This window comes from Nocardia sp. NPDC058658 (genome assembly GCF_042716665.1).
Classification (GTDB): domain Bacteria; phylum Actinomycetota; class Actinomycetes; order Mycobacteriales; family Mycobacteriaceae; genus Nocardia.
The window spans coordinates 35,692-56,216 of record NZ_JBHXRR010000004.1 but is presented as its reverse complement, the minus strand read 5'-3'; the positions used below and the strand labels follow the sequence as shown (position 1 = coordinate 56,216).

Sequence of the window (20,525 nt, the reverse complement as noted above, 5' to 3'; positions counted from 1 at the left end):
CGCGTGCCGCGACCGGAGAAGCGCGGCACGCGACCACGTTTCATGGGCGCCGACTACACAACGGTGACGGCGCAGTTGACCGAAGCCAGCGCGGTGCCACCGGTGGGGGTGTAGACGACACCGACGGTGGTGTTGCCGAGGGTGGCGTTCGCGGCGGCGGTCACGAAACCGGCCGCCGAGACGGTCACGTTCGAGCCCGCGGCCGGGGTGAACACGCAGTTGGCGTTCGGCAGGATGCCGCCGAACTGGTCGGTCACCGTGATCGGGGCGGAGGCGGTGGAGCCGCGAGTCACGGTGATCGGCGCGGGAGCGATCGCCGAGACGGTGTACTTGATGCCGGTCGAGGACAGCACCTTCTGCCAGCCGGTGCCACCGAAGCCGTGGGCGACGGCGTAACCGAGGTGGTCGTCCTTGAACGCGGTCAGGGTCAGCTTCTCACCCATCAGGTTGGTGGGGACCCACTGCTCGCCGCCCCACTTGGTGACGGCGACCTTCGGCATGATCTTGAAGATGTAGATCGGGCTGGCGTCGGAGCCGTCCTTGCCGATCACGACCGCGGAGTAGTAGTTGATCTGCGGGGTCGCGGGCTGCCAGAAACCGACCTCGCCGTTGGCGGCGGCCTGGGTGGAGGCCAGGTTGGTGTTGCTGGTCAGGGCCAGGTTCAGCAGGTTGGTCTGCTGCGGCTCGAACTCGATGGTGGTGATGTCGCTGGTGATGTCGTCGCGGACCGGCTGCATCTCGCCGTATGCCTCGATCGGCGAAGCCGTCACGGCGCGGGCGAAGTTGATGCCGGCCTTTTTGTCGATCAGGCCGACGGACTGGTACGACGCGGGCAGCGGCAGCAGGTTACCGGCGGCATCGGTCATGCTGCCCGGGGTAACGGGGGTCGAGTTCGGCCACGGGGCCAGGAACACCGCGGCGTCCAGCGGCTTGAGCAGCAGCTGACGCTGGGCAGCCTTCAGCGTGGTCAACGGGGTGGACGAGATGGGAGGCAAGATTTTTCTCCATTCATGTGAGGGTGTCGTGCCGTCTACTGACGGCGAGCGTCGATGGCGAAGGCCAGTTCGACCATCTGGTGCAGCGGGTCGAGGTCGGGGAACTCGCTCGAGCCGCGGCTGCGGCGCAGATTCGGGGCGCTGAAACGTGGTTCAGCAGCGGCGATTTCCTCCACGTTGTCGACCAGCACGCCGTTGTGGCGTGCGGCCGGAGCGTCGAGGAAGGCATCGCGCACCTGGATCGCCATGGTCTGCGCCTGCTGCCTGCTGTGGTGGAAGACGACCGCCTGCACCTTCGCCTGGTAGGTGATCGCATTGACATCGAGCGTGCCGCCCGTGGTGCGAACCCAGATCATCGGCAACACGATTTGGCTCGCCTGCGCGGGCAGGAAGCTCACGGTCGGTGCGATAGTCGTGAGCAGCCCGATCATGAACTGCTCGAAGTCCGGGAACTCCCCGGCGTATGGGCCGGTCATGCGGCACCGTCCTCTTGTGCGTGAACAACTTCGACGAGAGCGTGCAGTACGCCCGTCGTCGGTTCCGATGGCCCGGTCGACGCGGCCTCGGTATCGGCAGCCGTGATCGTGGTCACATCCGTCATGGTGATCTCCGGGGTTGGGTCAGAGGCCGAGCAAGGGCAGGACTACTGGTGCGAGCACGATGGCCAGCTGGAGCAGCTCGAGAAGGACGGGGAGCATTGGGGTTCACCTCCTCTCGACGGGTGGGCGGTCAGGCTCACAGGGTTCGCGGGGATTCGAGGGCCTTCAGGCGCTCCAGTACGTCGGCGAGCGCGTCCACCACGGTCATGCCGTCGAGCTGTTCCCAGCCGGCGAACATGCCCGCGTCGCGCTGCTGGCTACCGCACAGCTGCTCGCGGATGTCCTTGACGTCGGTGCCGATCGGGCCGCAGAAGGCGGTGATGAAATCCTGGATCTGGTTGACTTCGGCTGCGCTCATCGGAGCGTCCTTTCCGTCGATGAATGCCTGTACCTCGCAACGGAACTCGTCCATGTCGATGCCGGCGGGGTCGATTTTTCCTTCGTGGGAGTACTCGCGATGGGCCACGCAGTCCTCGGCGTCGGCGCCGATGCGGGCCAGGATGGCCGCGCAGCCGCGCTTGTATGCGTCGAGTTGCACTGGGGTCCAATCACTTCCGTCACCGCGTGACACAGCTTCGATACCGATTACGTGGTAGTTGGCGTTGTCGGTGGGCCAGCCGGGCCAGGAGCCGCGGCCCGCGTGCCAGCAGACGCCTGCGGCGATCACGCGGAAGGTGCCGTCGCGTTCGAGGACGAGCTGGGCGAGGGGGCCGGGGAGGTCGGCGCGGCCGTCCTGGACGATGCGCCAGTCGTTCTTGCCGCCGCCCGCGGTGTGGTGGCAGAGCACGCCGCGGATGTCACGGAAGTCGCCGTGACCTCGCCTCCTCCAGCCTGCGTGTTCGATGACGTCGAGGCCGGCATCACGGAGCACGTCGGCCAGCCATACGGGGTCGCCTGTCCAGGCCATTGAGGATCTCCTTGTGTGAGTGAAGGTTTGGGGTCCCGCCCTCGCGGACGAGGGGGAAGCGCCGAGGGCGGGACCTTCACTCCTGGCGCAGCGGCGACGTCTACGACCGCAGACCACCTGCGGGAGACGGGCGCGTCAGGAGCGCGGCATGCGGCGGGCTCGAATCCCGCACCGTGTCGAGTGTTCTCCGGGGGCCGACCGCATGCAGTTCGGGGGAATGACTCAGATTTCTTCTTGGAGGGTGGCGGGGATCTTGTAGTCCGCCACCGGGGGCTCCATGCCTGGGACGTGCAGGCGCAGGAAGCCGAGCAGTTCGTCGATGTGGCGTTGAAGAGCGCGGATCAGCCGGATCGCGTCGCGGAACCGGAGGTGATCGTCGGCGGCCTGTTCCTCGAGCGCGACCACCCGCTCACGCAATTTGACGACTTCACGCGCCTGCCACGCCGTCACCGCGCCGATGACGGTGGCCAGCGCCATGCCGGTCGCCTGCACGAATTCAGGGCTTAACCACGCGGCCATCCGGTTCACCCGCCGATCCGGTCACAGGGGTCACGGTGGGCCTGATGAGGACACCCGCGATCAGGGGCGTCGCCAATCCATAAAGGGTGAGCAGTGTTTCGATCCACGCGGCGTCGATCTCGCGACCGAGCAGGTACGCGAGGACACCCGTGACAGCGACGAGCACCGACCGGACCAGCGCTGGTTCCGGCGTCTTGTTGATTCTCATAATGTGTTCCTTCCCACAGGTTTTCGCGGGTCTCAGATGTGCCCTTCGGCGACATCGCGGTTCAGTGCCTGGGCCAGCGCGCGGGCGTAGCCGTAGCGGACGTAGTCACTGGTGTGCCTGCCGTCGAACAGGTAGCCGCGGGCGTAGGCCACAGCTCCGGCCCAGTGCCGCCAGTTCGACGGAGACCACCAGCGCTGCAACTGATTTCGAGTCGCCGTGTCGAGCATTCGCTGGGCCCAGCGGATCGCCGCGTTCGCACTGGCGAAGCTGAAGAACGCGCTCAGATCCGCGATGGTTCGCAAGGGATTACCCGCGGGCAGTGCGGTGATGGGGTCGCCGGGTGCTGCGGCCCAGTAGGTAGGAATGCCGTCGATCGGCCGCTGTCCGACCACGCCGTAGCCACCGGGATCGGTGTCGCCGAGGTACTGGCCCGCTGGTCGAAGCGGGTCGGCGATCAGCGCGCAGGCGATCACTTCTCGTCCCGGATGCTCGCCGCGAGCGATCTCCGCCGCGAGGTCACCGGCTACTGCGGCGCCTTGCGAATAACCGGCCAGCACAACTGGATTCGGCGATCGATCGATGGCTGCCAGCAGGGCACGTTTGCCTTCGGCGACGCTCTCGGCGTAGCTGACATACGTACCGAAGTCGGCGGGGTACGGGATCATGCGAGGGGTGAACATCGACTTGTTCAGCGCGTCGACGAAGGCATCGGTGACGCCGTCGCCGCCGGGGTTCCAGGTGCCGCCGACCACCAGCACATCGATGGTGCGGGGCGTTCCTTTCGGAGACCACAGTGACATGTTCATACCTCTCTGGGACGTGGGTTGGAGGTCCCGCTCCGAACAGGTGTCCGGAGCGGGACCGATTCGCCCCTGCGCTGCGACAACGTCTTTCGACCACAGCGAGCTGCGGGAGACGGGCGCGTCAGGGGCGGGCATGCGGCGGGCTCTGAACCCGCTGGATCGAGGAGTGTTCGTCCGGGGGCCGACCGCATGGGTTCGGGGTGCGTCAATGCAAGAACCCCCGGTCCGAAGGGACCGAGGGTTCCAAGTCAGGCGAGGCTAGCGCCGGTGCTTTCCGATATTCGTTTCGCTGAACACGTCACCGGTGCCGGAGACCGGCCAGCCACACTGCGACGGTGCGTCAGGGTCGTGACCCGGCCCCCACTGGAGCCGGTTCAGTGCGAAAATGGGCAGTTCGCCGATCTCGAGCTCCGTCAGGTTCTGCAACCGCCAGCTCAGCATGAACTCGCTCACGCCCAGGCACGCCGCGACATCGGAGACCTCGCTGGCGATCGAGATCGCGTCGTGCAGCGCCGACAGGCTGATCAGGCGTTCGGCGACGATCGTGTGCACGTCCATCTCCAGCCGCCCACGCCACCCCAGCCCGTTGATCGCGGCCGTCCCCTTGTCGGTCGACGCCAGTTCGACGTGGCAGATGCAGTGGGCGATCGCCTCGTTCACGAGATAGCGGGGCAGGTCGACCGAGATCATCATCGCGTTGTCGCGCGGTGACCAGTACCAGGCCAGCTCGACCGTTCTGACGAACTCGATCCTGATGCCGAGGTTGAACGCCTCCTCCTGGGCGTTGTAGGCGTTGCGCTGGAACGGAATATCTTGCGGACCCATCGTGTCCCTCAGCCGACCGGTTGCCGTAAGGACCGCCATCTACTGACGACGGCGGCGACGGTGTGCAGATCCTCGACGCGGAGGTCTGCCGGGTCGAGATAGGCGGGCGGACGCTGGTTGCGGGCCTTGGCTGCTTCGTATGCCCACTGCGCCGGCTGGTCATTGTCGATCTCGGCATCGGGGTCATCGGACGGAAATGCTTCGAACTCAGCAGACACCGGCACCCTAACCACGATCACGACAGTCGCCCCCAAAGCTGGGGCCTCACTTACCCATCCTAATGGGAAGGTAAACCTCCGAGTCAGTCGACCAAGATCGGCTCGAGTCGGAGGAAGGAAGGAAGTGAAATGTGGTGCGATACACCAGATTTGGGCATGCGTCCGCCCGCTGAGAAAATGATGACTGATGGTTCGCGCAGTGTCAACTGTTGCCGAGAAGTTTGTCCGAACCCGCTGGTCAACGGCCCGCGCCGCGGTGCAGTTCATGCCAGGCGGGCCCCGAAAACCTAGTGGCGTAAGCGTTTTAGAGCTGCCCGCAACGGGAACGGGGCGCCGACCGCATGGCAGTCGGCGCCCCGTTCGGGTCGATGTAGGTCAAGCTTTTCGCATGCGCTGTCGTGCCGGCAGCGCGAGATGGGCGGCCATGACCTCACCGACGACGAAGAGCTCGGGCCAATCGAGCGCCCACGGGCCCGGCACCGGCGCGACCAGGCCCGCCGCCCGCAGGGTGCGCAGGCGGCGCGTGGTCAGGGTCACGAAGGCGCCGCCCAATTGCGTCGCGAGCGTGTGGATACCTGTCGCATTGAGCCGGACCGCTTGCGCACGGGCCAACAGTTCGGCATCGACGGCCATACTCTCCGTCGGTGGACAGATGACCATGACGGCCGCGTCCACGGCGGCGGAAATCTCGGGCAGTGCGGCTTCGACACCTTCTGTCATTGCAACTGCAACGATGTTTCGTTGCAGCCACCTCGCCATCCCAGCGATACCAGGCGTGCCGTCGTAGACCAACGCGCGCGGCTCGCATACCAGCCGGACCCACGAGACCAGAACCGCGTGAAGATGATCGTCGACGCGGGCGGCGGCGGGGTTGAACGGCAGCTTCGAAACTGTCGACCCACCGTGCACCCGAACGTCGGCGGTGCCGAAACGCGTTTGCCTCGTCCTGGCGTCGGCGAGATCCTCTGCGATCTCCGGAATGTTGCCCAACAGCAGAAACAGCGACCGCGCTCCCTCGCGGTCGAGGTACAGATGCTGATCGTCGATCGCGAGATCCAGCTGAGTCACTCCACAGGTGTCCTCCCGCACGCGAGGTGACACCGTCACCTCATCGCCTGCACCCATCAACTTGCTCCTTCAGCTTGAATGCGGCCACGAGAGTTCGCAGCCGAGTCGAATGTGGGGTCACGACCTCGAAGGGCAGCGCGAAAAGTGCCGCGAGCCACTCGCTTCGATGATTGCAACTCTGCACCCCGCACATGCAACTACAACAATCGTTGCAAGGCAAGTTGGGTGTCAGCGGCTGGATTCGGTCACAACGCCCCCTCGATCCAACCGGTCCGATCTACAAACGTTGTAGCTTTTTACTCGCGAACTGCACCCAGACAGGCGCAACTTGGCTTCTCGTTGTAGGCATCGATGTGCCCGCTCTGCTACATTGGCTGCATGGTGAGGCATCGGAGTGCGGTGGTCCCCCCGGAGGTCAGTGCAACGCTGCGACAAGCTCGCAAGGCACGCGACATGACGATGGACCGCGCGGCAAAAGCAGCGCGTATCAGCGCGAGCCTGTGGACGCAGGTGGAGAGTGGCGTCCAGTACAAGCGTGGCGCGAAGGTCCCGGCGAGCACCACAGCCGAGACCCTGCAAGCCATGGCTGAAGCGGTCGGGGTCGATCCGGCACCGCTACTCGAGCAGGCCGGGCTCGAACGCGTCGAGAGCGGCAGCGTCGGCGATGCGGAATCGATCGTCAATCTCGCGGGCCTGTCCGAGCAGGACCTTCGTCAGATTGCCGTGTACGTCAACGGATTTCGTGCGGCACGCAATCTCTGACAGCTCAGGCCCCTAACGAACGAATGCCCCACTCACGGTGGGGCATTCGTTCGTTGCGCGTTAGGTCACATATCCGGACGTGATAGCCGAAACGGCGAGTGTTCCGCTCGCAGCGGGACACTCGCCGTCAGGTGGTAGGTCAGGCAGTCGGGGTGGTCTCGACCGGCTCTTCCTCCGCCGCTGCCGAACCGCTGGTCAGCGCCTTCAGGATCTCGGCCAGGCTGTCGGCCGAACCGGTGGTGGTGTCGTCGCCGGTCTCGGGCTCGGGATCGACGTCAGCGACGTCGGTGCCGGTCTCGGGGTCCGCCGGATCCTCGGCCGCTGCCGAACCGCTGGTCAGGGACTTCAGGATTGCGGCGAGACTGTCGGCCGAACCGGTGGCGGCGTCGTCGCCGGCCTCGGGGGTAGCGGCGGGAGGCGGGGTCGCGTCTTCGGCGGCAGCGACGCCCGTGCCGAACACGGCCATTCCGGCGGCGAGGACGATGCCGAAGCTGAGCGTACGAATCTTCTTCATGAAGTGAAACCCCTTGGTATTAACCATGATTGCCGACGTTGTTGCCGACTAAAAATTTCTAACACGTGTCACCCAAGTGTCCATAGCCCGAAACTTTCGGGGCGCTCACAGGTAGGTTGCCGGGCGATTGCTCGCAGCGCGAAAGGTGTCGCGAGTTCTTTCGAGGTTCGAAACCGAGAGGTGCGATCCGACCAAGATCATTTCTGCTGGACGATCGACCTATCGCACGCACTGCACGCAGGTGCACTGCAGCAAACAGCCAACTCGCTTGTGTCGAACCTAACTGGATACCCAGTTAACGTTCGGCTTAGACCATGATAGATCTCACCATCGAAACCTGTAACAGGTACCGCCCGTATTCGATTGGCGGACAACCGAATACGGCATTGTGAGTCGAAACATCGATTGCGAAAAAGCTTGCTGACAAGTCACCAACGGTCAGCCGACCGCTGTCACCCAGCTCGGTGGTCGGCCGTGCAGCGGGCCGACCTCGCCGATGACCGTTCCGCCTGGCGCACCGGCGTTCTCTTCTCGCACGACGGCGAAGTGTGCGCCGGTGGCCAATTCTTCTGGGGTGCAGACGAATTCGGTGGTGACCAGCAGGGTCATGTGGCTGGCGTCGTCGGCGCAGACGCGCAGGCCTGCGCGGGCACCGCTCAGGACGAGGGGGACCACCTCGGCCCACGCTTCGTGGGGGCGGCGCTCCAGGACGATCGGACGGTCGCCGGCGATGGCGGCCATCGCGTCGAGGGTGGCGGGGATGCCGACCATTTCGGGGCGTCGGTTGGCCAGGGAGTGGGTGGTCGCGACGACCGCGATTCCGGCGACGAGCAGGCCGATACCGGCGTATTTCAGCTGGTCGGCTCGCTGGGTGAGGCCGATCAGGAGGAGGAAGAACATGAACAGCGGGAGGGCGTAGGAGAAATAGCCGATGTAGGCCTCGTTGATCTGATCGATGCCGATCATCGCGTAGATGAACATCAACGGCACCGTCACCGCGCAGACGGCCAAGCCGCGTTGCAGGAACTTCTGTCCACGCGCCACCACTGCGACCAGCGCGAACAGGGCGATGAAAATGATGAGGGCGAGGATGCGGTTGGGCCCCCAGAACTGCACGGTGTAGGACGCCGCGGTCCACGGCATATGAATTCCGTGTCCGCCGCCGTAGACGAGGTACTTCGGGAGTTCGCCGGGGTAATTCAGCATGGTGTTCAGCCGGATCGGGAAGGCGAACAGGACGACGACCGCGCCGAATCGCCACCAATCCCGCACGGCGACAGGCAGTTCCCAGCGGCGGACGAGGTAGAGCGTCGCGCCGCCGAGCAATGTCACGAAGAACAGGAATTCGGCGTGGCCGTGGATCAGGAACCCGCCGGCCAGCGCCACGATCCAGAGATGTTCGGTGCGCCCGGCCAGTGCCGAGGACACCGCGACCAGAAACAACAGGAACGGTGCGAAATACACGTACGGAAACCAGAGCTGGCTGAGCAGCTCGGGATACACCGTCACGAACAACAAACTCGCGCCGCCGAGCCCGGCGATGAGCGGCCACGACGGATACCAGCTGTGGAGAATGCTCAGCACCAGGGCCATTATCGCGGCATTGAACAGCAGAATGGCGATCGCCTGACCGTTCCACGGTGACGGCACCAGACTCGACACGTCGTAGAAAAGCCACTCACCGAATGCTTGCACATAGATGAGTCCGGGCCCGGGATGATGAAAACCCACCCTGGAATAATTGCCGACGAGGAGCTCGAAATCCTTCGCGGCAAGCACTTGGATCGACACGGTCGCCGCGTCGCCCTCCTCGAACACCACCCGGGTGAACAGGTCACGACTGCTGGCGATCAACGCCGTGGCATAGGCCAGCCAGGCCACGAGGAAAACAGCGAAACCCCTCGGCTGCGACGTGGAGCGTACTTCTTCGACCGGTACCACCGGATCGACAATCAGCTGATCAGTTTTCGTCACACCACACCGCGATAGTCAGAACAAGGCCTATAGCCAGCGATCTTAGTGCCGACCGTGCACACCGAAAGGGCCGCACACCCCCCTGGAGTGTGCGGCCCGGCCGGTGGACTCAGCGCAAGGTGGCGGTGAGGTGGGGGTAGCCCTTTTTGGGGTGCAGGATGGACAGATCCCAACCCGAGCCGACCTGGTCGGCGTAGATGTTCACCGACGACGGCAAGAAGATCGGCTTGCCGAATTTCACCGCGTAGGTGGCCTTTTCGGGAACGCGGCCCTCGATGGTGCCGAGGATCGCGGCGGCCGACCACATGCCGTGGGCGATGGTCTGCGGGAAACCCATTGCCTTGGCGCCGATTCCGGACACGTGGATCGGGTTGCGGTCGCCCGAGGCGGCGGCGTAGCGGTTGATCATCTTCTGATCGACGCGCTGCACGCGCAGCGGGGGCGGGGGGACCTCGTCGGCGGGTGGTGCCGATTTGGGGCCACCCGACAGCGACGTGCGCTGCTGGTGCAGGAACGTGGTGACCTGACGCCAGACGAGTTCGCGCCCGACGTGGATCTCCGTGATCGCGTCCACCAGAAGCCCTTTCGGGTGTTCACGGAGGTTCTCGATGTGGGCCGAGAAGTCGAGGGGCTCGGCGACCGAGATCTCGCGGGTGCGTTCGATGACGTTCTCGAAATGCACCGCACCGACCGCACTGAACGGGAAGTCCCGTGCGACAACGAGTTCCATCATCAGCGGGAAGGCGAGGATGAAGGGGTACGTCAACGGCAGGGTGTCGCTGAAACGCAGGCCCGTGGCGTGGCAGTAGGCGGCCAGATGGTCGGGGTCGACCCGCACGCCGTCGACGACGACGCGACGGTCGGGCAGGGTCGGCTTGCGACCCGATAGCGCGGCGGGCAACGGGATGGCGCCCAGCGCCGCCTTCGCGTACAACGCGCCGTTCTTCGGGACCTCGGCGAGGGTGATCGTCTGAGTCATCAGGCGCCGATCAGGCTCTGACCGCAGACGCGAACCACGTTGCCGCTCACCGCGTTCGACGCCGGGCTGGCGAAGTAGGCGATGGTCTCGGCGACGTCGACGGTCTGGCCACCCTGCAGCAGCGAGCTCATCAGGCGACCGGCCTCACGGGTGCCGACGGGGATGGCGGCGGTCATCGCGGTCTCGATGAAGCCGGGGGCCACCGCGTTGATGGTGATGCCCTTCTCGGCCAGCAGCGGCGCTTCGGCGTCGACCATGCCGATGACGCCGGCCTTGGAGGCGCCGTAGTTGGTCTGGCCGCGGTTGCCGGCGATGCCGGCGATGGAGGACACGTCGATCACGCGGCCGCCTTCCTTGAGCACGCCCTTGGCGACGAGGCCGGAGGTGATGCGGTGCGGGGCAGCGAGATTGACGTTGATCACCGAGTTCCAGCGGCCCTCGTCCATGTTGGCCAGGAGCTTGTCGCGGGTGATACCGGCGTTGTGGACGACGATGTCGATGCCGCCGAAACGCTCGGTGGCGAAGTCGGCGAGGCGCTCGGCGGCATCGGGAGAGGTGACGTCGAGGGCCAGTGCGGTGGCGCCGATCTTGTTCGCGGTCTCGGACAGGGCCTCACCGGCGGCGGGGATGTCGGCGACGATCACGGTGGCGCCGTCACGGGCGAACACCTCGGCGATGGTGGCGCCGATACCGCGCGCGGCGCCGGTCACGACAGCGACCTTGCCGGCGAGGGGCTTGTCCCACGAGGCGGGGGCGACGGAATCGGCGGCGCCGACGCGGATGACCTGGCCGTCGACGAAGGCCGACTTGGCCGAGAGCAGGAAGCGCAGGGTCGACTCGAGACCCGTTGCGGCAGCACCGGATTCGGGGTGCACGTAGACCAGCTGGCCGGTGGCGCCGCGCAGCAGCTCCTTGGCGATCGAGCGGGTGAAGCCCTCGAGCGCGCGCTGGGCGATCTGCTCGTCGACCGAGCCGACCAGCTCAGGGGTGGTGCCGAGGACGACGACGCGACCCGACGGCGCGAGGCTGCGCATGGCGGGCTGGAAGAACTCGAACAGCTGCGCGAGCTTGTCGATGGAGTCGATGCCGGTGGCATCGAAGACCAGCGCGCCGTACTTGGTACCCGATTCGATCGAATCCGCGACGGTGTAGTCCGACAGCAGCGCGCGGACCGGCTCGGCAAGGCGGCCCTTGCCGCCGAGCAGCACCGGGCCGGGCAGCGCGGGCTCGCCCGCCTTATAACGGCGCAGTTCGGCCGGCTGCGGGAGGCCCAGTTTGCTCGCGAGGAACGCGCCGGGGGCGGAGTGGATGAAAGATCCGTAGAGGTTCGGTGCACCCTTGCTCTTGGCTGCCACTGTTCCTACCTTCTCTGTGCTCGACGAGTTGTGTGACCGTGCTCCGCCCAGTGTCCCCCGTGTGAGCGCACACTTGCGGGTACGGTGTCGACAACGAACTTACTCCGGAGTAAGTTTAATGTAAACCGATACGACGCCGTGACCGCATGGGGGCAGATTCCACCGGCACGCGTTATCCGGAACCGACGAGACCATGGAGAACTCGAGTGACCAGCAAAGCCCGCTCGGCGAAGACCCCGGCCACGGCCGCCAAGACCCAGCGCCCGGTTGCCATCGTTGGCGGCAACCGCATCCCGTTCGCGCGCTCCGACAAGGCCTACGCCAAGGCCTCCAACCAGGACATGTTCACCGCCGCCCTCGACGGGCTGGTCAGCCGGTTCGGCCTGCAGGGCGAGCGCCTGGGCATGGTCGTCGGTGGCGCCGTGCTCAAGAAGGTCGGCGAGCACAGCCTGATCCGTGAGAGCGTGCTCGGCTCCAAGCTCTCGCCCTACACCCCGGCCCACGACCTGCAGCTCGCCTGTGGCACCGGCCTGCAGTCGATCGTCACCGTCGGTGACGCGATCGCGCTCGGGCGCATCGAGTCCGGCATCGGCGGCGGCGCCGACACCACCTCCGACGCGCCGATCGGCGTGAGCGAGGACATGCGCGAGTGGATGCTCACCGCCAACCGCGCCCGCACCAACAAGGACAAGCTCAAGCTGGTCGGCCAGCTGCGGCCCTCGATGCTCGGCATCGAGATCCCGAAGAATGCCGAGCCTCGCACCGGGCTGTCGATGGGTGAGCACGCCGCCATCACCGCCAAGGAATTCGGTGTCGCCCGCGAGGCGCAGGACGAGCTGGCCTACCTCTCGCACAAGAACATGGCGGCCGCCTACGACCGTGGCTTCTTCGACGACCTGGTCACCCCGTTCCTGGGCCTGACCCGCGACGACAACCTGCGTCCCGGCTCGACCGTGGAGAAGCTGTCGACCCTGAAGCCGGTCTTCGGTGTCAAGGCCGGTGACGCGACTATGACCGCGGGTAACTCCACCCCGCTCACCGACGGCGCGTCGGCGGTGCTGCTGTCCACCGACGAGTGGGCCGCCGAGCACAAGCTGCCGGTGCTCGCGCACCTGGTGGACTCCGAGGTCGCCGCGGTCGATTACATCCACGGCCCCGACGGCCTGCTGATGGCGCCCACCTACGCGGTCGCGCGTCTGCTGGCCCGCAACGGCCTGACCCTGCAGGACTTCGACTACTACGAGATCCACGAGGCCTTCGCCTCCGTGGTGCTGGCCACCCTGGCCGCGTGGGAGTCCGACGCCTACTGCAAGGAGCGCCTGGGCCTCGACGGCGCGCTGGGCTCGATCGACCGCAGCAAGCTCAACGTCAACGGCTCCTCGCTCGCCGCGGGCCACCCGTTCGCCGCGACCGGCGGGCGCATCGTCGCCTCGACCGCGAAGATGCTGGCGGAGAAGGGATCCGGCCGCGCGCTGATCTCCATCTGCGCTGCCGGTGGCCAGGGTGTGGTGGCGATCATCGAGCGTTAATCACTGCTGATCGAAAACGACGGCGGGCGGTCTCCGAGGAGATCGCCCGCCGTCGGCATTTTCACGCACTTCGTCGACGGAAAGTCAGAAAACTGATTCCAGCGAGGCCGATTGCGTGATTTCGCCGGTTGTTTCTACTTCTGAGGCAGCTCGTTGTGGCCGCCGAACGCCTTGCGCATGGCCGAGAGCATCTTGTCGGCGTACAGGGCCTGGCCGCGCGAGGAGAAGCGCTGGTAGAGCGCGGCGGACAGGACGGGGACGGGCACGGCGGTGTCGATGGCGGCATCGATGGTCCAGCGGCCTTCGCCGGAGTCGGAGACGCGGCCGCTGAAAGAGTCCAGGTCCGGGTCGGCGACCAGGGCGGATGCGGTCAGGTCCAGCAGCCAGGAGGCCACGACCGAGCCGCGACGCCACACCTCGGTGATGGCGGGGATGTCCAGGTCGTACATGTAGTACTCGGGGTGCTCCATCGGCGTCTCCTCCGCCGAGTGCTCACCGTGCAGGTACTCCGAGCCCGCGTTCGCGTGCTTCAGGATGTTCAGACCCTCCGCGTAAGCGCCCATCGCGCCGTACTCGATGCCGTTGTGCACCATCTTCACGAAGTGGCCCGCGCCGTGCGGACCGCACAGCAGGTAACCCTTCTCCGCCTGCGACGGCTCACCGGTGCGGCCGGGGGTGCGCGGGGCCGACTCGTAACCGGGGGCGATGGTCGCCAGCAGCGGCTCGAGGTAGTCGACCTGGGCCTGGTTGCCGCCGATCATCAGGCAGTAGCCGCGCTGCAGACCGAACACGCCGCCCGAGGTGCCGATGTCGAGGTAGTGAATACCCTTGGGCTCCAAGGCCTTCGCGCGCTCGAGGTCCTCGTGGTAGCGGCTGTTGCCACCGTCGATGATGATGTCGCCCGGCTCGAGCAGCTCGGCGACCTCCTCGATCACCTTGCCGGTGGCGCCCGCGGGGATCATCACCCACACCACGCGGGGCACCTCGAGCTTGCCGATGAACTCGGCCAGGTCGGTCGTGCCGCTGAACTTGTCACCGAGCTCGGCTTCCAGCTCGGGGATCGGCCCTGGGTGGCGTTCGTAGCCGACGGCGGTGTGCCCGTCGCGCACGATGCGGCGCACGATATTGGCGCCCATCCGGCCGAGGCCGATCATTCCCAGCTGCATCAGTTCTCCTCGTTGTCCGGTCGTGGGTGTCGAGTCTCACCCTGATTGTCTCGCGAGGTCGCGCGGCACCGCAGGGCGGCGTCACCCCACGCGCCGAAATTCTTCCGAATGGGTTGTAACGCCCCGGTCGGAGCCACGATAAACAGATCGGCTCCGTGTAGTTGCCAGACCCCCGACCCGGCAACTACGCGGAGCCTTTGTGTTATTTCACGCCGGTCGCCGAGCTGCCGAGCGCGCCGATGCGCGTTACCCTCGGGCCGGACCCCGCAAACATTCGGGGCCAACCTAACGGAAGGACCTCCGTGCCCAGCGAGTCGACCGCCGGACAACCGGCCGACCGAAGGGGCGAGGTCGGATTACGCAAGCTGCTCGAGTCAAATCGCACTTTCGATCCGGACACCACCGCCCTGACCCAGCCCCTCAGCACTGTGACCCGCGACCGCTGGTCGCCCACCCCCGGCCCGGCTCCGCAGCCGCCGCCCCCGCCTGCCAACCAGCAGCTGGTCAAGCGGATCGGGATCGCGGTCGGCGCCGTGCTGGCCATCGGCACCGCCGCCTACCTGGCCGATTTAGCGCTGAGCTCGGGTGAGGTGGCGCGTGGCGTCGTCGTCGCCGGTATCGACATCGGCGGGATGGAACAGGCCGAGGCCGACGCCCTGCTGCATTCCGAGCTCGGTCCCAAGGCCGAACGACCGCTGCCCGTGCGGATCGGTGACGTGCAGTCGAGCATGGTGCCCGCCGAGGCCGGTCTCGCGATCGACTACGACCGCACCTGGGAAGCCGTCGGCAGCCAGCCGCTCAACCCGGTGAGCCGCCTGCTCTCGCTGTTCGGCACCCGCGAGGTGCCGGTGTCCAGCACGGTTGACACCGCCGCCCTCGACGCGCAGCTCACGACCTTCCGCGCCCACGACAACCCCACCGTCGAAGGCACGGTCCGGTTCGAGAACGGTAAGCCCGTCGCCGTCGCACCGGTACCGGGCCGGGTGCTCGACACCGAGTCCGCCCGCGCCACCATCACCGACCGGTGGGCCGCGAGCAGCCAACTGGATCTGCCCGTGGTGGCCGCGCCCGTCGCGGTGCGTAACGATGCCGTGCAGGCGGCGCTGCGCGACATCGCGACGCCGGCTGTCGCCTCACCGATCGCGGTGTCCGGCAAAGACATTCAGGCCACACTGTCGACCGATCAGATCGCCGATGTACTCGCGTTCGTGCCCGACGGCAACGGCGGCCTCGCGCCCCAGATCGACAACGACGCCGTAATCGCCTTGCTCGCACCGCAATTGGTGACGTCCGAGGTGGAACCCAAGGACGCCACCTTCACGGTGGGTGCCGGTAAGCCGACCGTGGTCCCGGCCGTGGTCGGCGAGAAGGTCGACTGGCCGAAGACGCTGGAGAAGCTGCCCGCCCTGCTCACGCAGCCGGGTCCGCGCACCAGCCCGGTGGTGTACCAGCGGATCGAGCCCAAGCTCACCACCGAGGCCGCCAACACGCTCGGGATCAACGAGAAAATCGGCGAATTCACCACCGGCGGCTTCAGCGGACCCTCCGGGGTGAACATCCGCACCGTCGCCGCCAAGGTGAACGGGGCGGTGGTGAAGCCGGGAGATACATTCTCGCTCAACGAGTTCACCGGTCCGCGCACGGCCGCGGAAGGCTACGTGGAGTCCGGCATTATCGACAAGGGCAGGCCGAGTACCGCGGTCGGCGGCGGCATCAGCCAGTTCGCCACCACGCTCTACAACGCGGCCTACTTCGCCGGGATGGAAGACGGCGGACACACCGAGCACAGCTATTACATCTCGCGCTACCCGGCCGCACGCGAGGCCACCGTGTTCGACGGTGCGATCGACCTGGCGTTCCGCAACACCGCCTCGACCGGTGTCTACATCCAGGCCGTGGCCACCGGATCCGACATCACCGTGCGGCTGTGGGGCACCAAAACCGTGAACGTGGAATCGATTACGGGCGAGAAGTCGAAGCCGACCGAACCCAACGAGGTGGTCCTGCCCAAGGGTAAGGACTGCATCGCCTCCGAGGGAGCACCCGGCTTCACCATCTCCGACACCAGGGTGATCACCGACGCCAAGACCGGCGCGCAGGTGTCACGGCACACCCGGACCGTGAAGTACGACCCGATCCCGATCGTGAAGTGCGAGTAGGGGTTCAGCGATAGAAGGCTCGCGCGAGCCGGCGTATTCGCCACCGCGCGAGCCTTTTTCATCAGCAGCTGCAGTCGCAACCGCAGCACCCGCAGTCCTCGCCGCAGCAGCTACTGCAGCATTCACCGCAATCACAGCAGCCGCTGCAGTCACAGCGCTTCGCCCAGGCGTCCTTTTCCTCGCCGGTGCACGGGCTGGTGTGGTCGATACAGCACGCCATGCCGGTGCAGTAGACGCCGAGGACGAGGCCACTCGCCTTGAACGGCCCCGGGCGGTTCCGGCGCTGCCCGGGCGGAGACGGGAACTCGTACGGCGAATGCTGTTGTGCCGTCACGGAAGTGCGGCAGACGTGCCCGACCGCGATCCCGAGCCCCTGCCCCAGACGCCGCAGCAGGCTCGCCAGCGGATCGAGCAGCGCCCAGCGCACGGTGGGAATCTGATCGAGTTCCGCCTCGGACGCAGCCTGGCGGATGCGAGATTCACTCTCGCGCAGCAGATCATAGGCACGGGGCATATCCGTACCGGTGGCTTCGAGCGGGTTGAAACGACCGCGGGCACGGTCGCGTTCGAGGTCTTCGATGGCGTCGGCCAAATGGGCGATACGACCGACGTGGCGCCCGATCTCCTGCAGGGCCACAACGTTTTCCGGTCGGCCGGCCAGCACGGCGGTATGACCGAACAGGGTCGCCGCGCACAGCTGGGTCGGGCCGGTGAGATCGTCGAGAGTGATCACCTCGACCATCGGCGGCGTCGAATCCTGCTGTGCCGCTGACGCATCTACCGCAGTCCGGGGTGCCGGATCGGACGCACTCACAGCGGCCGAGACTGCTCGCCGTTCGGTCGACGACTGCGCTGCGGCAGCCCTCGCACGCGCTTCCACGGCACCCTGTGTCGCGATCGCCGCGAGCAGCGGTGCCACATCGAGGCCGATCTGTGTGGCCTGCTGTTGCGCACGGGCCGCCCAGGTGCTCGATACCTTGCGCATCGGCCTGCGGGCGAGGGCGGAGGCGTCACCGTCCTCGACATGATCGCCGATCTTGGCCGCCCCCAACAACAGTGACGCCGTGGCGGCCAGCTGCACGCCCGGCGCGTTCGCCGCGACCACCGAAGCGCGCTTCATCCCACGCAGCGGACACGGGCCGGCAGTCGTGCGCGCACCGGCCCCCGCCTGCGCCTCGGTGAGCACACTGAGCACGATCGCGTCTGTGTTGGTCGCCGCACGGGCCAGCTGACCGTGCCCGTCCCGCAGACCCAAGCACAGCCCACACATATGCGCCTGCCACTGCCCCGGATCAATGCCATATTTCGCCGCACCGTGCGCACACGGCTTCAACACACCGAACACTGATACCCCGTCTGTCTTGAAAACGCCTGCCGCGCTCAGGCGCACAGGGCCGGAGCGAAAGGCGCTGGCGAACGCCTGACCTTGCACCTTCGCAGCCAGACGAGACGAGCGCAACCGCTACTCGGCCTTTTTCCGGCCGGCCAGGCCGCGCCAGGCGAGATCGTCGAGCAGATCCACCGCCTCGGCCACCTCGATCCGCCCGCTGGCGACCCGGTCGGCGATGGCCTCGCCCGCACCGATCACCGCCGCCGCGACGACCTCGAAATTGGTGCCGGGGTCGGCGTTCTTGGCGCTGGATTCCAGCAGTTTCGCGGTGAGTTCGATGACGCGTTCACGGGCGTTGTCGATTTCGGAGGCAAAGGTTTGCTGACCGATCGCCTGCCGGTAGAGAACCTGCCAGGACTGCCGGTTGCGGTCGACGAAATCGAGGAAGCCCTCGAGCGCGACGCGGACCTGTTCGTGTGGGGTCAGCTGCGGGTTACCCGCGGGTGCCACGGCCTCGATGAAACGTAGACCCTCACGCTGGATGCAGGCGCGGAAAAGCTCGTCTTTGGAGCCGTAGTACAGGTAGAGCATGGGTTTGGAGATCTTCGCCTCGGCGGCGATGGCATCCATCGACGTGTCGTGGAAGCCTTTGCGCGCGAACACTTCGACCGCGGCATCGAGCATCTGTTGCTCGCGAACCGCCCGGGGAAGTCGCTTGGTCCCGCCTGCCATCCACTCTCCTACCGCAGGGTGAACCACCTATCTTACTCCAAGGTAAGTTCACCTGCGCTCATTTGCCGCACAGTCGCCGGGAGCGATCAGCAGCCCAGCGCTACGCCCTTGTAGCGCGCCATCCGCAGTACGGAAGTGTCGACCCGGTCGGCGGGCAGTTTGCCACTAGCCACCGACTGTTCCAAACGGTCGAGCACCTGCGGCACCGCATCGGAGCTGATCCACAGGGCATTGTCGGCACCGGCGACGAGGGTGGCCTCGACCGCATCTTCGATGGACATGCGGGCGGTGATGGCGGCCATGCCGCTGAGATCGTCGGTGAAGATCGGGCCGTTGAACGGCGCGGCGCCGTAGCCCTTGCCCTCGCGCAGCAGCGTCATCACGGCCGGGCTGATACTGGCGGGCACGTCGGGCTCGGTCAGACCGGGGACGTCGAGGTGGCCGACCATCACCGCCGCGCCGGAGTTCACCAGATCGCGGAACGGCACCAGGTCGGTGTTCTGCATCTGGTCCAGCGGCGGGGTGGTCACGGCGCCGGTGTGCGAATCGCCGGAGCCGGAGCCGTGGCCGGGGAAGTGCTTGATGACCGAGCCGAGACCCACCTCGTTGGACGCGCGGATGTAGGCGCCCGCGTACTCGGTGACCACCTTCGGGTCGTCGCTGTAGGAACGATCGCCGATCACGCTGTCGGCCGGCTGGCTGCTCACATCGGTATCCGGCGCGAAATCGACGGTGATACCGACATCTTTGAGCGCCTTCGACCTGGTCAGCGTGAACTGGTAATACTCCTCCGGCGACTGGGTCTGCGCGATGTCGCGGGCCGACGGCGCGGGCCCGATCACGTTCTTCGCGCGCGAGACACGCCCGCCCTCTTCATCGATCGTCACCATCAGCGGCACTTTGGCCTGGGCTTTCACCGCGTCGAGCGCGGACTTGTCCAGCAGGCTCGGATCGGTCCAGCTGCCGACGAAGATGCCGCCGACCTGCTCCGAACTCACCACATTCGACGCGTCGGCCGAACCGGTGATGCCGACGGTCAGCAGCTGGGCCAGCTTCTCGCGCTGCGAGAGTTTCGCGAGATAGTCTGCGCCGCAATTGTTCTGGACCGGCGTTGCCGACGGTGGCGCACCCGATTCGCCGGGGGCGGCCGAGGACGGAACCGTCGCGCTACTCGCCGCGGGCGTCGTCTCGGTCGACGAACCTCCCGAACAGGCGGTGGTGACGGCGGCGAGGACTGCGAACACAACCACAGGCGATTTCCGCATGCGCTCCACGGTAGCCCGCTGCCCGCGCGAACCCCACCATCGGAGTTCGGATTGATACACCGCAGACCGGGGTAATCTTGAGGAAAAGCCGCTCCGACCAGCGCAGGAGGTCGTCATGGCATGCGATCGGATGCTCATCGCCTACGACGGTTCCGAACACGCCAAACGCGCCATCTCCTATGCCGGGCGGTTCCTGACCGCCGAACGCGCGATCCTGCTCACCGCCTGGGAACCGATGGTGCGCCAGGCCGCGCGCATCTCCGGGCTCGCCGGGGTGATGCAGCCGGACTGGGTGCCCGACGAGGAGATGGAGGACATCGCCTACACCGACGCCCGCAAGATCAACGCCGAGGGCGTACACCTGGCGAAACTCGCCGGAATCGACGCCGAACCGCGCACCGCCGAATGCACCACCACCATCTGGAACGCCATCGTCGACTGTGCCGATGAGCTCGACGTGGACATCATCGTGGCTGGTACGCGCGGTTCCACGGGGTTGCGGGCGCTGTTGCACAGCAGCGTGGCCGAAGCCGTGCTCAAGCACGGGCACCGGCCGGTGTTCCTGGTGCCGCCGGATCAGTAGCGGCTGAGAGTTCCGTCGCTCTCGCGGATCGGCGG

General features: G+C 66.4%; 22 protein-coding genes. 4 read left to right on the top strand and 18 right to left on the bottom strand.

Annotated features, from left to right (window positions below; genetic code table 11):
• Window positions 1–53: 53 nt before the first annotated feature.
• The 10 genes from ACFWUP_RS09265 to ACFWUP_RS09220 all read right to left on the bottom strand — a co-directional run bounded on the left by ACFWUP_RS09265 (window position 54) and on the right by ACFWUP_RS09220 (window position 6,199).
• Complete coding sequence (locus ACFWUP_RS09265) at window positions 54–995, bottom strand: hypothetical protein (protein ID WP_379232426.1); 942 nt, start codon at window positions 993–995, stop codon at window positions 54–56.
• A 35-nt stretch (window positions 996–1,030) separates the two neighbouring features.
• Window positions 1,031–1,471: a hypothetical protein gene (locus ACFWUP_RS09260; protein ID WP_379232424.1), complete on the bottom strand. Its 441-nt coding sequence runs from the start codon at window positions 1,469–1,471 to the stop codon at window positions 1,031–1,033.
• Window positions 1,468–1,596, bottom strand: a complete 129-nt coding sequence (locus ACFWUP_RS09255; RefSeq protein WP_379232423.1) for a hypothetical protein — start codon at window positions 1,594–1,596, stop codon at window positions 1,468–1,470. The genes ACFWUP_RS09260 and ACFWUP_RS09255 overlap by 4 nt, the downstream gene beginning before the upstream one ends.
• A 134-nt stretch (window positions 1,597–1,730) precedes the next feature.
• Complete coding sequence (locus tag ACFWUP_RS09250; protein WP_379232421.1) at window positions 1,731–2,501, bottom strand: N-acetylmuramoyl-L-alanine amidase; 771 nt, start codon at window positions 2,499–2,501, stop codon at window positions 1,731–1,733.
• A 222-nt stretch (window positions 2,502–2,723) separates the two neighbouring features.
• Window positions 2,724–3,020, bottom strand: a complete 297-nt coding sequence (locus ACFWUP_RS09245; protein ID WP_379232419.1) for a hypothetical protein — start codon at window positions 3,018–3,020, stop codon at window positions 2,724–2,726.
• The gene (locus ACFWUP_RS09240; protein WP_379232417.1) at window positions 2,998–3,228 is read right to left on the bottom strand and encodes a hypothetical protein; all 231 of its coding nucleotides are present in this window, start codon (window positions 3,226–3,228) and stop codon (window positions 2,998–3,000) included. The genes ACFWUP_RS09245 and ACFWUP_RS09240 overlap by 23 nt, the downstream gene beginning before the upstream one ends.
• A gap of 32 nt (window positions 3,229–3,260) precedes the next feature.
• Window positions 3,261–4,028: an alpha/beta fold hydrolase gene (locus ACFWUP_RS09235; RefSeq protein WP_379232415.1), complete on the bottom strand. Its 768-nt coding sequence runs from the start codon at window positions 4,026–4,028 to the stop codon at window positions 3,261–3,263.
• 261 nt (window positions 4,029–4,289) lie between these two features.
• Window positions 4,290–4,856, bottom strand: a complete 567-nt coding sequence (locus ACFWUP_RS09230; RefSeq protein WP_379232413.1) for a hypothetical protein — start codon at window positions 4,854–4,856, stop codon at window positions 4,290–4,292.
• Between the two features lie 8 nt (window positions 4,857–4,864).
• Window positions 4,865–5,080 carry a hypothetical protein gene (locus ACFWUP_RS09225; RefSeq protein WP_379232412.1) on the bottom strand — a complete coding sequence of 72 codons (216 nt, stop codon included), beginning with the start codon at window positions 5,078–5,080 and terminating at the stop codon, window positions 4,865–4,867.
• A gap of 369 nt (window positions 5,081–5,449) precedes the next feature.
• Window positions 5,450–6,199: a hypothetical protein gene (locus ACFWUP_RS09220; RefSeq protein WP_379232410.1), complete on the bottom strand. Its 750-nt coding sequence runs from the start codon at window positions 6,197–6,199 to the stop codon at window positions 5,450–5,452.
• A gap of 294 nt (window positions 6,200–6,493) precedes the next feature.
• Between ACFWUP_RS09220 and ACFWUP_RS09215 the strand changes: the two genes are divergently transcribed.
• Window positions 6,494–6,904, top strand: coding sequence for a helix-turn-helix domain-containing protein (locus ACFWUP_RS09215; RefSeq protein ID WP_379232408.1), 411 nt, complete (start codon window positions 6,494–6,496; stop codon window positions 6,902–6,904).
• A 139-nt stretch (window positions 6,905–7,043) separates the two neighbouring features.
• Here ACFWUP_RS09215 and ACFWUP_RS09210 read toward each other — a convergent pair whose 3' ends face one another.
• The 4 genes from ACFWUP_RS09210 to ACFWUP_RS09195 form a co-directional block, all read right to left on the bottom strand.
• Window positions 7,044–7,418: a hypothetical protein gene (locus ACFWUP_RS09210; protein ID WP_379232407.1), complete on the bottom strand. Its 375-nt coding sequence runs from the start codon at window positions 7,416–7,418 to the stop codon at window positions 7,044–7,046.
• Window positions 7,419–7,856: 438 nt separating this feature from the next.
• On the bottom strand, window positions 7,857–9,392 hold the full coding sequence (locus ACFWUP_RS09205; protein ID WP_379232405.1) for a hypothetical protein: 1,536 nt from the start codon (window positions 9,390–9,392) through the stop codon (window positions 7,857–7,859).
• A 109-nt stretch (window positions 9,393–9,501) separates the two neighbouring features.
• A complete protein-coding gene (locus ACFWUP_RS09200) occupies window positions 9,502–10,371 on the bottom strand; it encodes a MaoC family dehydratase (RefSeq protein WP_379232403.1) in 870 nt (289 codons plus the stop codon).
• Entirely contained in the window at window positions 10,371–11,726 is a 1,356-nt protein-coding gene (locus ACFWUP_RS09195) for a 3-oxoacyl-ACP reductase (protein WP_379232401.1), read from the bottom strand. The genes ACFWUP_RS09200 and ACFWUP_RS09195 overlap by 1 nt, the downstream gene beginning before the upstream one ends.
• 206 nt (window positions 11,727–11,932) lie before the next feature.
• On the opposite strand from ACFWUP_RS09195, the gene ACFWUP_RS09190 reads away from it, so the two are divergent.
• On the top strand, window positions 11,933–13,255 hold the full coding sequence (locus tag ACFWUP_RS09190; RefSeq protein ID WP_379232399.1) for an acetyl-CoA C-acetyltransferase: 1,323 nt from the start codon (window positions 11,933–11,935) through the stop codon (window positions 13,253–13,255).
• A 134-nt stretch (window positions 13,256–13,389) separates the two neighbouring features.
• On the opposite strand, the gene gnd is transcribed toward ACFWUP_RS09190, so the two are convergent.
• Window positions 13,390–14,421, bottom strand: a complete 1,032-nt coding sequence (gnd, locus tag ACFWUP_RS09185) for a phosphogluconate dehydrogenase (NAD(+)-dependent, decarboxylating) (RefSeq protein ID WP_379232397.1) — start codon at window positions 14,419–14,421, stop codon at window positions 13,390–13,392.
• 302 nt (window positions 14,422–14,723) lie between these two features.
• On the opposite strand from gnd, the gene ACFWUP_RS09180 reads away from it, so the two are divergent.
• On the top strand, window positions 14,724–16,580 hold the full coding sequence (locus ACFWUP_RS09180; RefSeq protein WP_379232395.1) for a VanW family protein: 1,857 nt from the start codon (window positions 14,724–14,726) through the stop codon (window positions 16,578–16,580).
• A 61-nt stretch (window positions 16,581–16,641) separates the two neighbouring features.
• Here ACFWUP_RS09180 and ACFWUP_RS09175 read toward each other — a convergent pair whose 3' ends face one another.
• The 3 genes from ACFWUP_RS09175 to ACFWUP_RS09165 form a co-directional block, all read right to left on the bottom strand.
• Entirely contained in the window at window positions 16,642–17,925 is a 1,284-nt protein-coding gene (locus tag ACFWUP_RS09175; RefSeq protein ID WP_379232393.1) for a DUF5685 family protein, read from the bottom strand.
• A 117-nt stretch (window positions 17,926–18,042) separates the two neighbouring features.
• Window positions 18,043–18,642 (bottom strand): TetR/AcrR family transcriptional regulator, encoded by a 600-nt coding sequence (locus ACFWUP_RS09170; protein ID WP_379232391.1) that lies wholly within the window; start codon window positions 18,640–18,642, stop codon window positions 18,043–18,045.
• A gap of 86 nt (window positions 18,643–18,728) precedes the next feature.
• Window positions 18,729–19,907, bottom strand: a complete 1,179-nt coding sequence (locus ACFWUP_RS09165) for a glycoside hydrolase family 3 N-terminal domain-containing protein (protein ID WP_379232389.1) — start codon at window positions 19,905–19,907, stop codon at window positions 18,729–18,731.
• A gap of 115 nt (window positions 19,908–20,022) precedes the next feature.
• Between ACFWUP_RS09165 and ACFWUP_RS09160 the strand changes: the two genes are divergently transcribed.
• Complete coding sequence (locus ACFWUP_RS09160) at window positions 20,023–20,490, top strand: universal stress protein (protein ID WP_379232387.1); 468 nt, start codon at window positions 20,023–20,025, stop codon at window positions 20,488–20,490.
• Window positions 20,491–20,525 lie beyond the last annotated feature (35 nt).

Coding starts and splice junctions, on each gene's coding strand:
- ACFWUP_RS09235 (WP_379232415.1), bottom strand. CDS start 4,028: ATGTCACTGTGGTCTCCGAAAGGAACGCCCCGCACCATCGATGTGCTG.
- ACFWUP_RS09245 (WP_379232419.1), bottom strand. CDS start 3,020: ATGGCCGCGTGGTTAAGCCCTGAATTCGTGCAGGCGACCGGCATGGCG.
- ACFWUP_RS09215 (WP_379232408.1), top strand. CDS start 6,494: ATGTGCCCGCTCTGCTACATTGGCTGCATGGTGAGGCATCGGAGTGCG.
- ACFWUP_RS09160 (WP_379232387.1), top strand. CDS start 20,023: ATGGCATGCGATCGGATGCTCATCGCCTACGACGGTTCCGAACACGCC.
- ACFWUP_RS09200 (WP_379232403.1), bottom strand. CDS start 10,371: ATGACTCAGACGATCACCCTCGCCGAGGTCCCGAAGAACGGCGCGTTG.
- ACFWUP_RS09260 (WP_379232424.1), bottom strand. CDS start 1,471: ATGACCGGCCCATACGCCGGGGAGTTCCCGGACTTCGAGCAGTTCATG.
- ACFWUP_RS09230 (WP_379232413.1), bottom strand. CDS start 4,856: ATGGGTCCGCAAGATATTCCGTTCCAGCGCAACGCCTACAACGCCCAG.
- ACFWUP_RS09170 (WP_379232391.1), bottom strand. CDS start 18,642: ATGGCAGGCGGGACCAAGCGACTTCCCCGGGCGGTTCGCGAGCAACAG.
- ACFWUP_RS09220 (WP_379232410.1), bottom strand. CDS start 6,199: ATGGGTGCAGGCGATGAGGTGACGGTGTCACCTCGCGTGCGGGAGGAC.
- ACFWUP_RS09165 (WP_379232389.1), bottom strand. CDS start 19,907: ATGCGGAAATCGCCTGTGGTTGTGTTCGCAGTCCTCGCCGCCGTCACC.
- gnd (WP_379232397.1), bottom strand. CDS start 14,421: ATGCAGCTGGGAATGATCGGCCTCGGCCGGATGGGCGCCAATATCGTG.
- ACFWUP_RS09255 (WP_379232423.1), bottom strand. CDS start 1,596: ATGACGGATGTGACCACGATCACGGCTGCCGATACCGAGGCCGCGTCG.
- ACFWUP_RS09240 (WP_379232417.1), bottom strand. CDS start 3,228: ATGAGAATCAACAAGACGCCGGAACCAGCGCTGGTCCGGTCGGTGCTC.
- ACFWUP_RS09250 (WP_379232421.1), bottom strand. CDS start 2,501: ATGGCCTGGACAGGCGACCCCGTATGGCTGGCCGACGTGCTCCGTGAT.
- ACFWUP_RS09210 (WP_379232407.1), bottom strand. CDS start 7,418: ATGAAGAAGATTCGTACGCTCAGCTTCGGCATCGTCCTCGCCGCCGGA.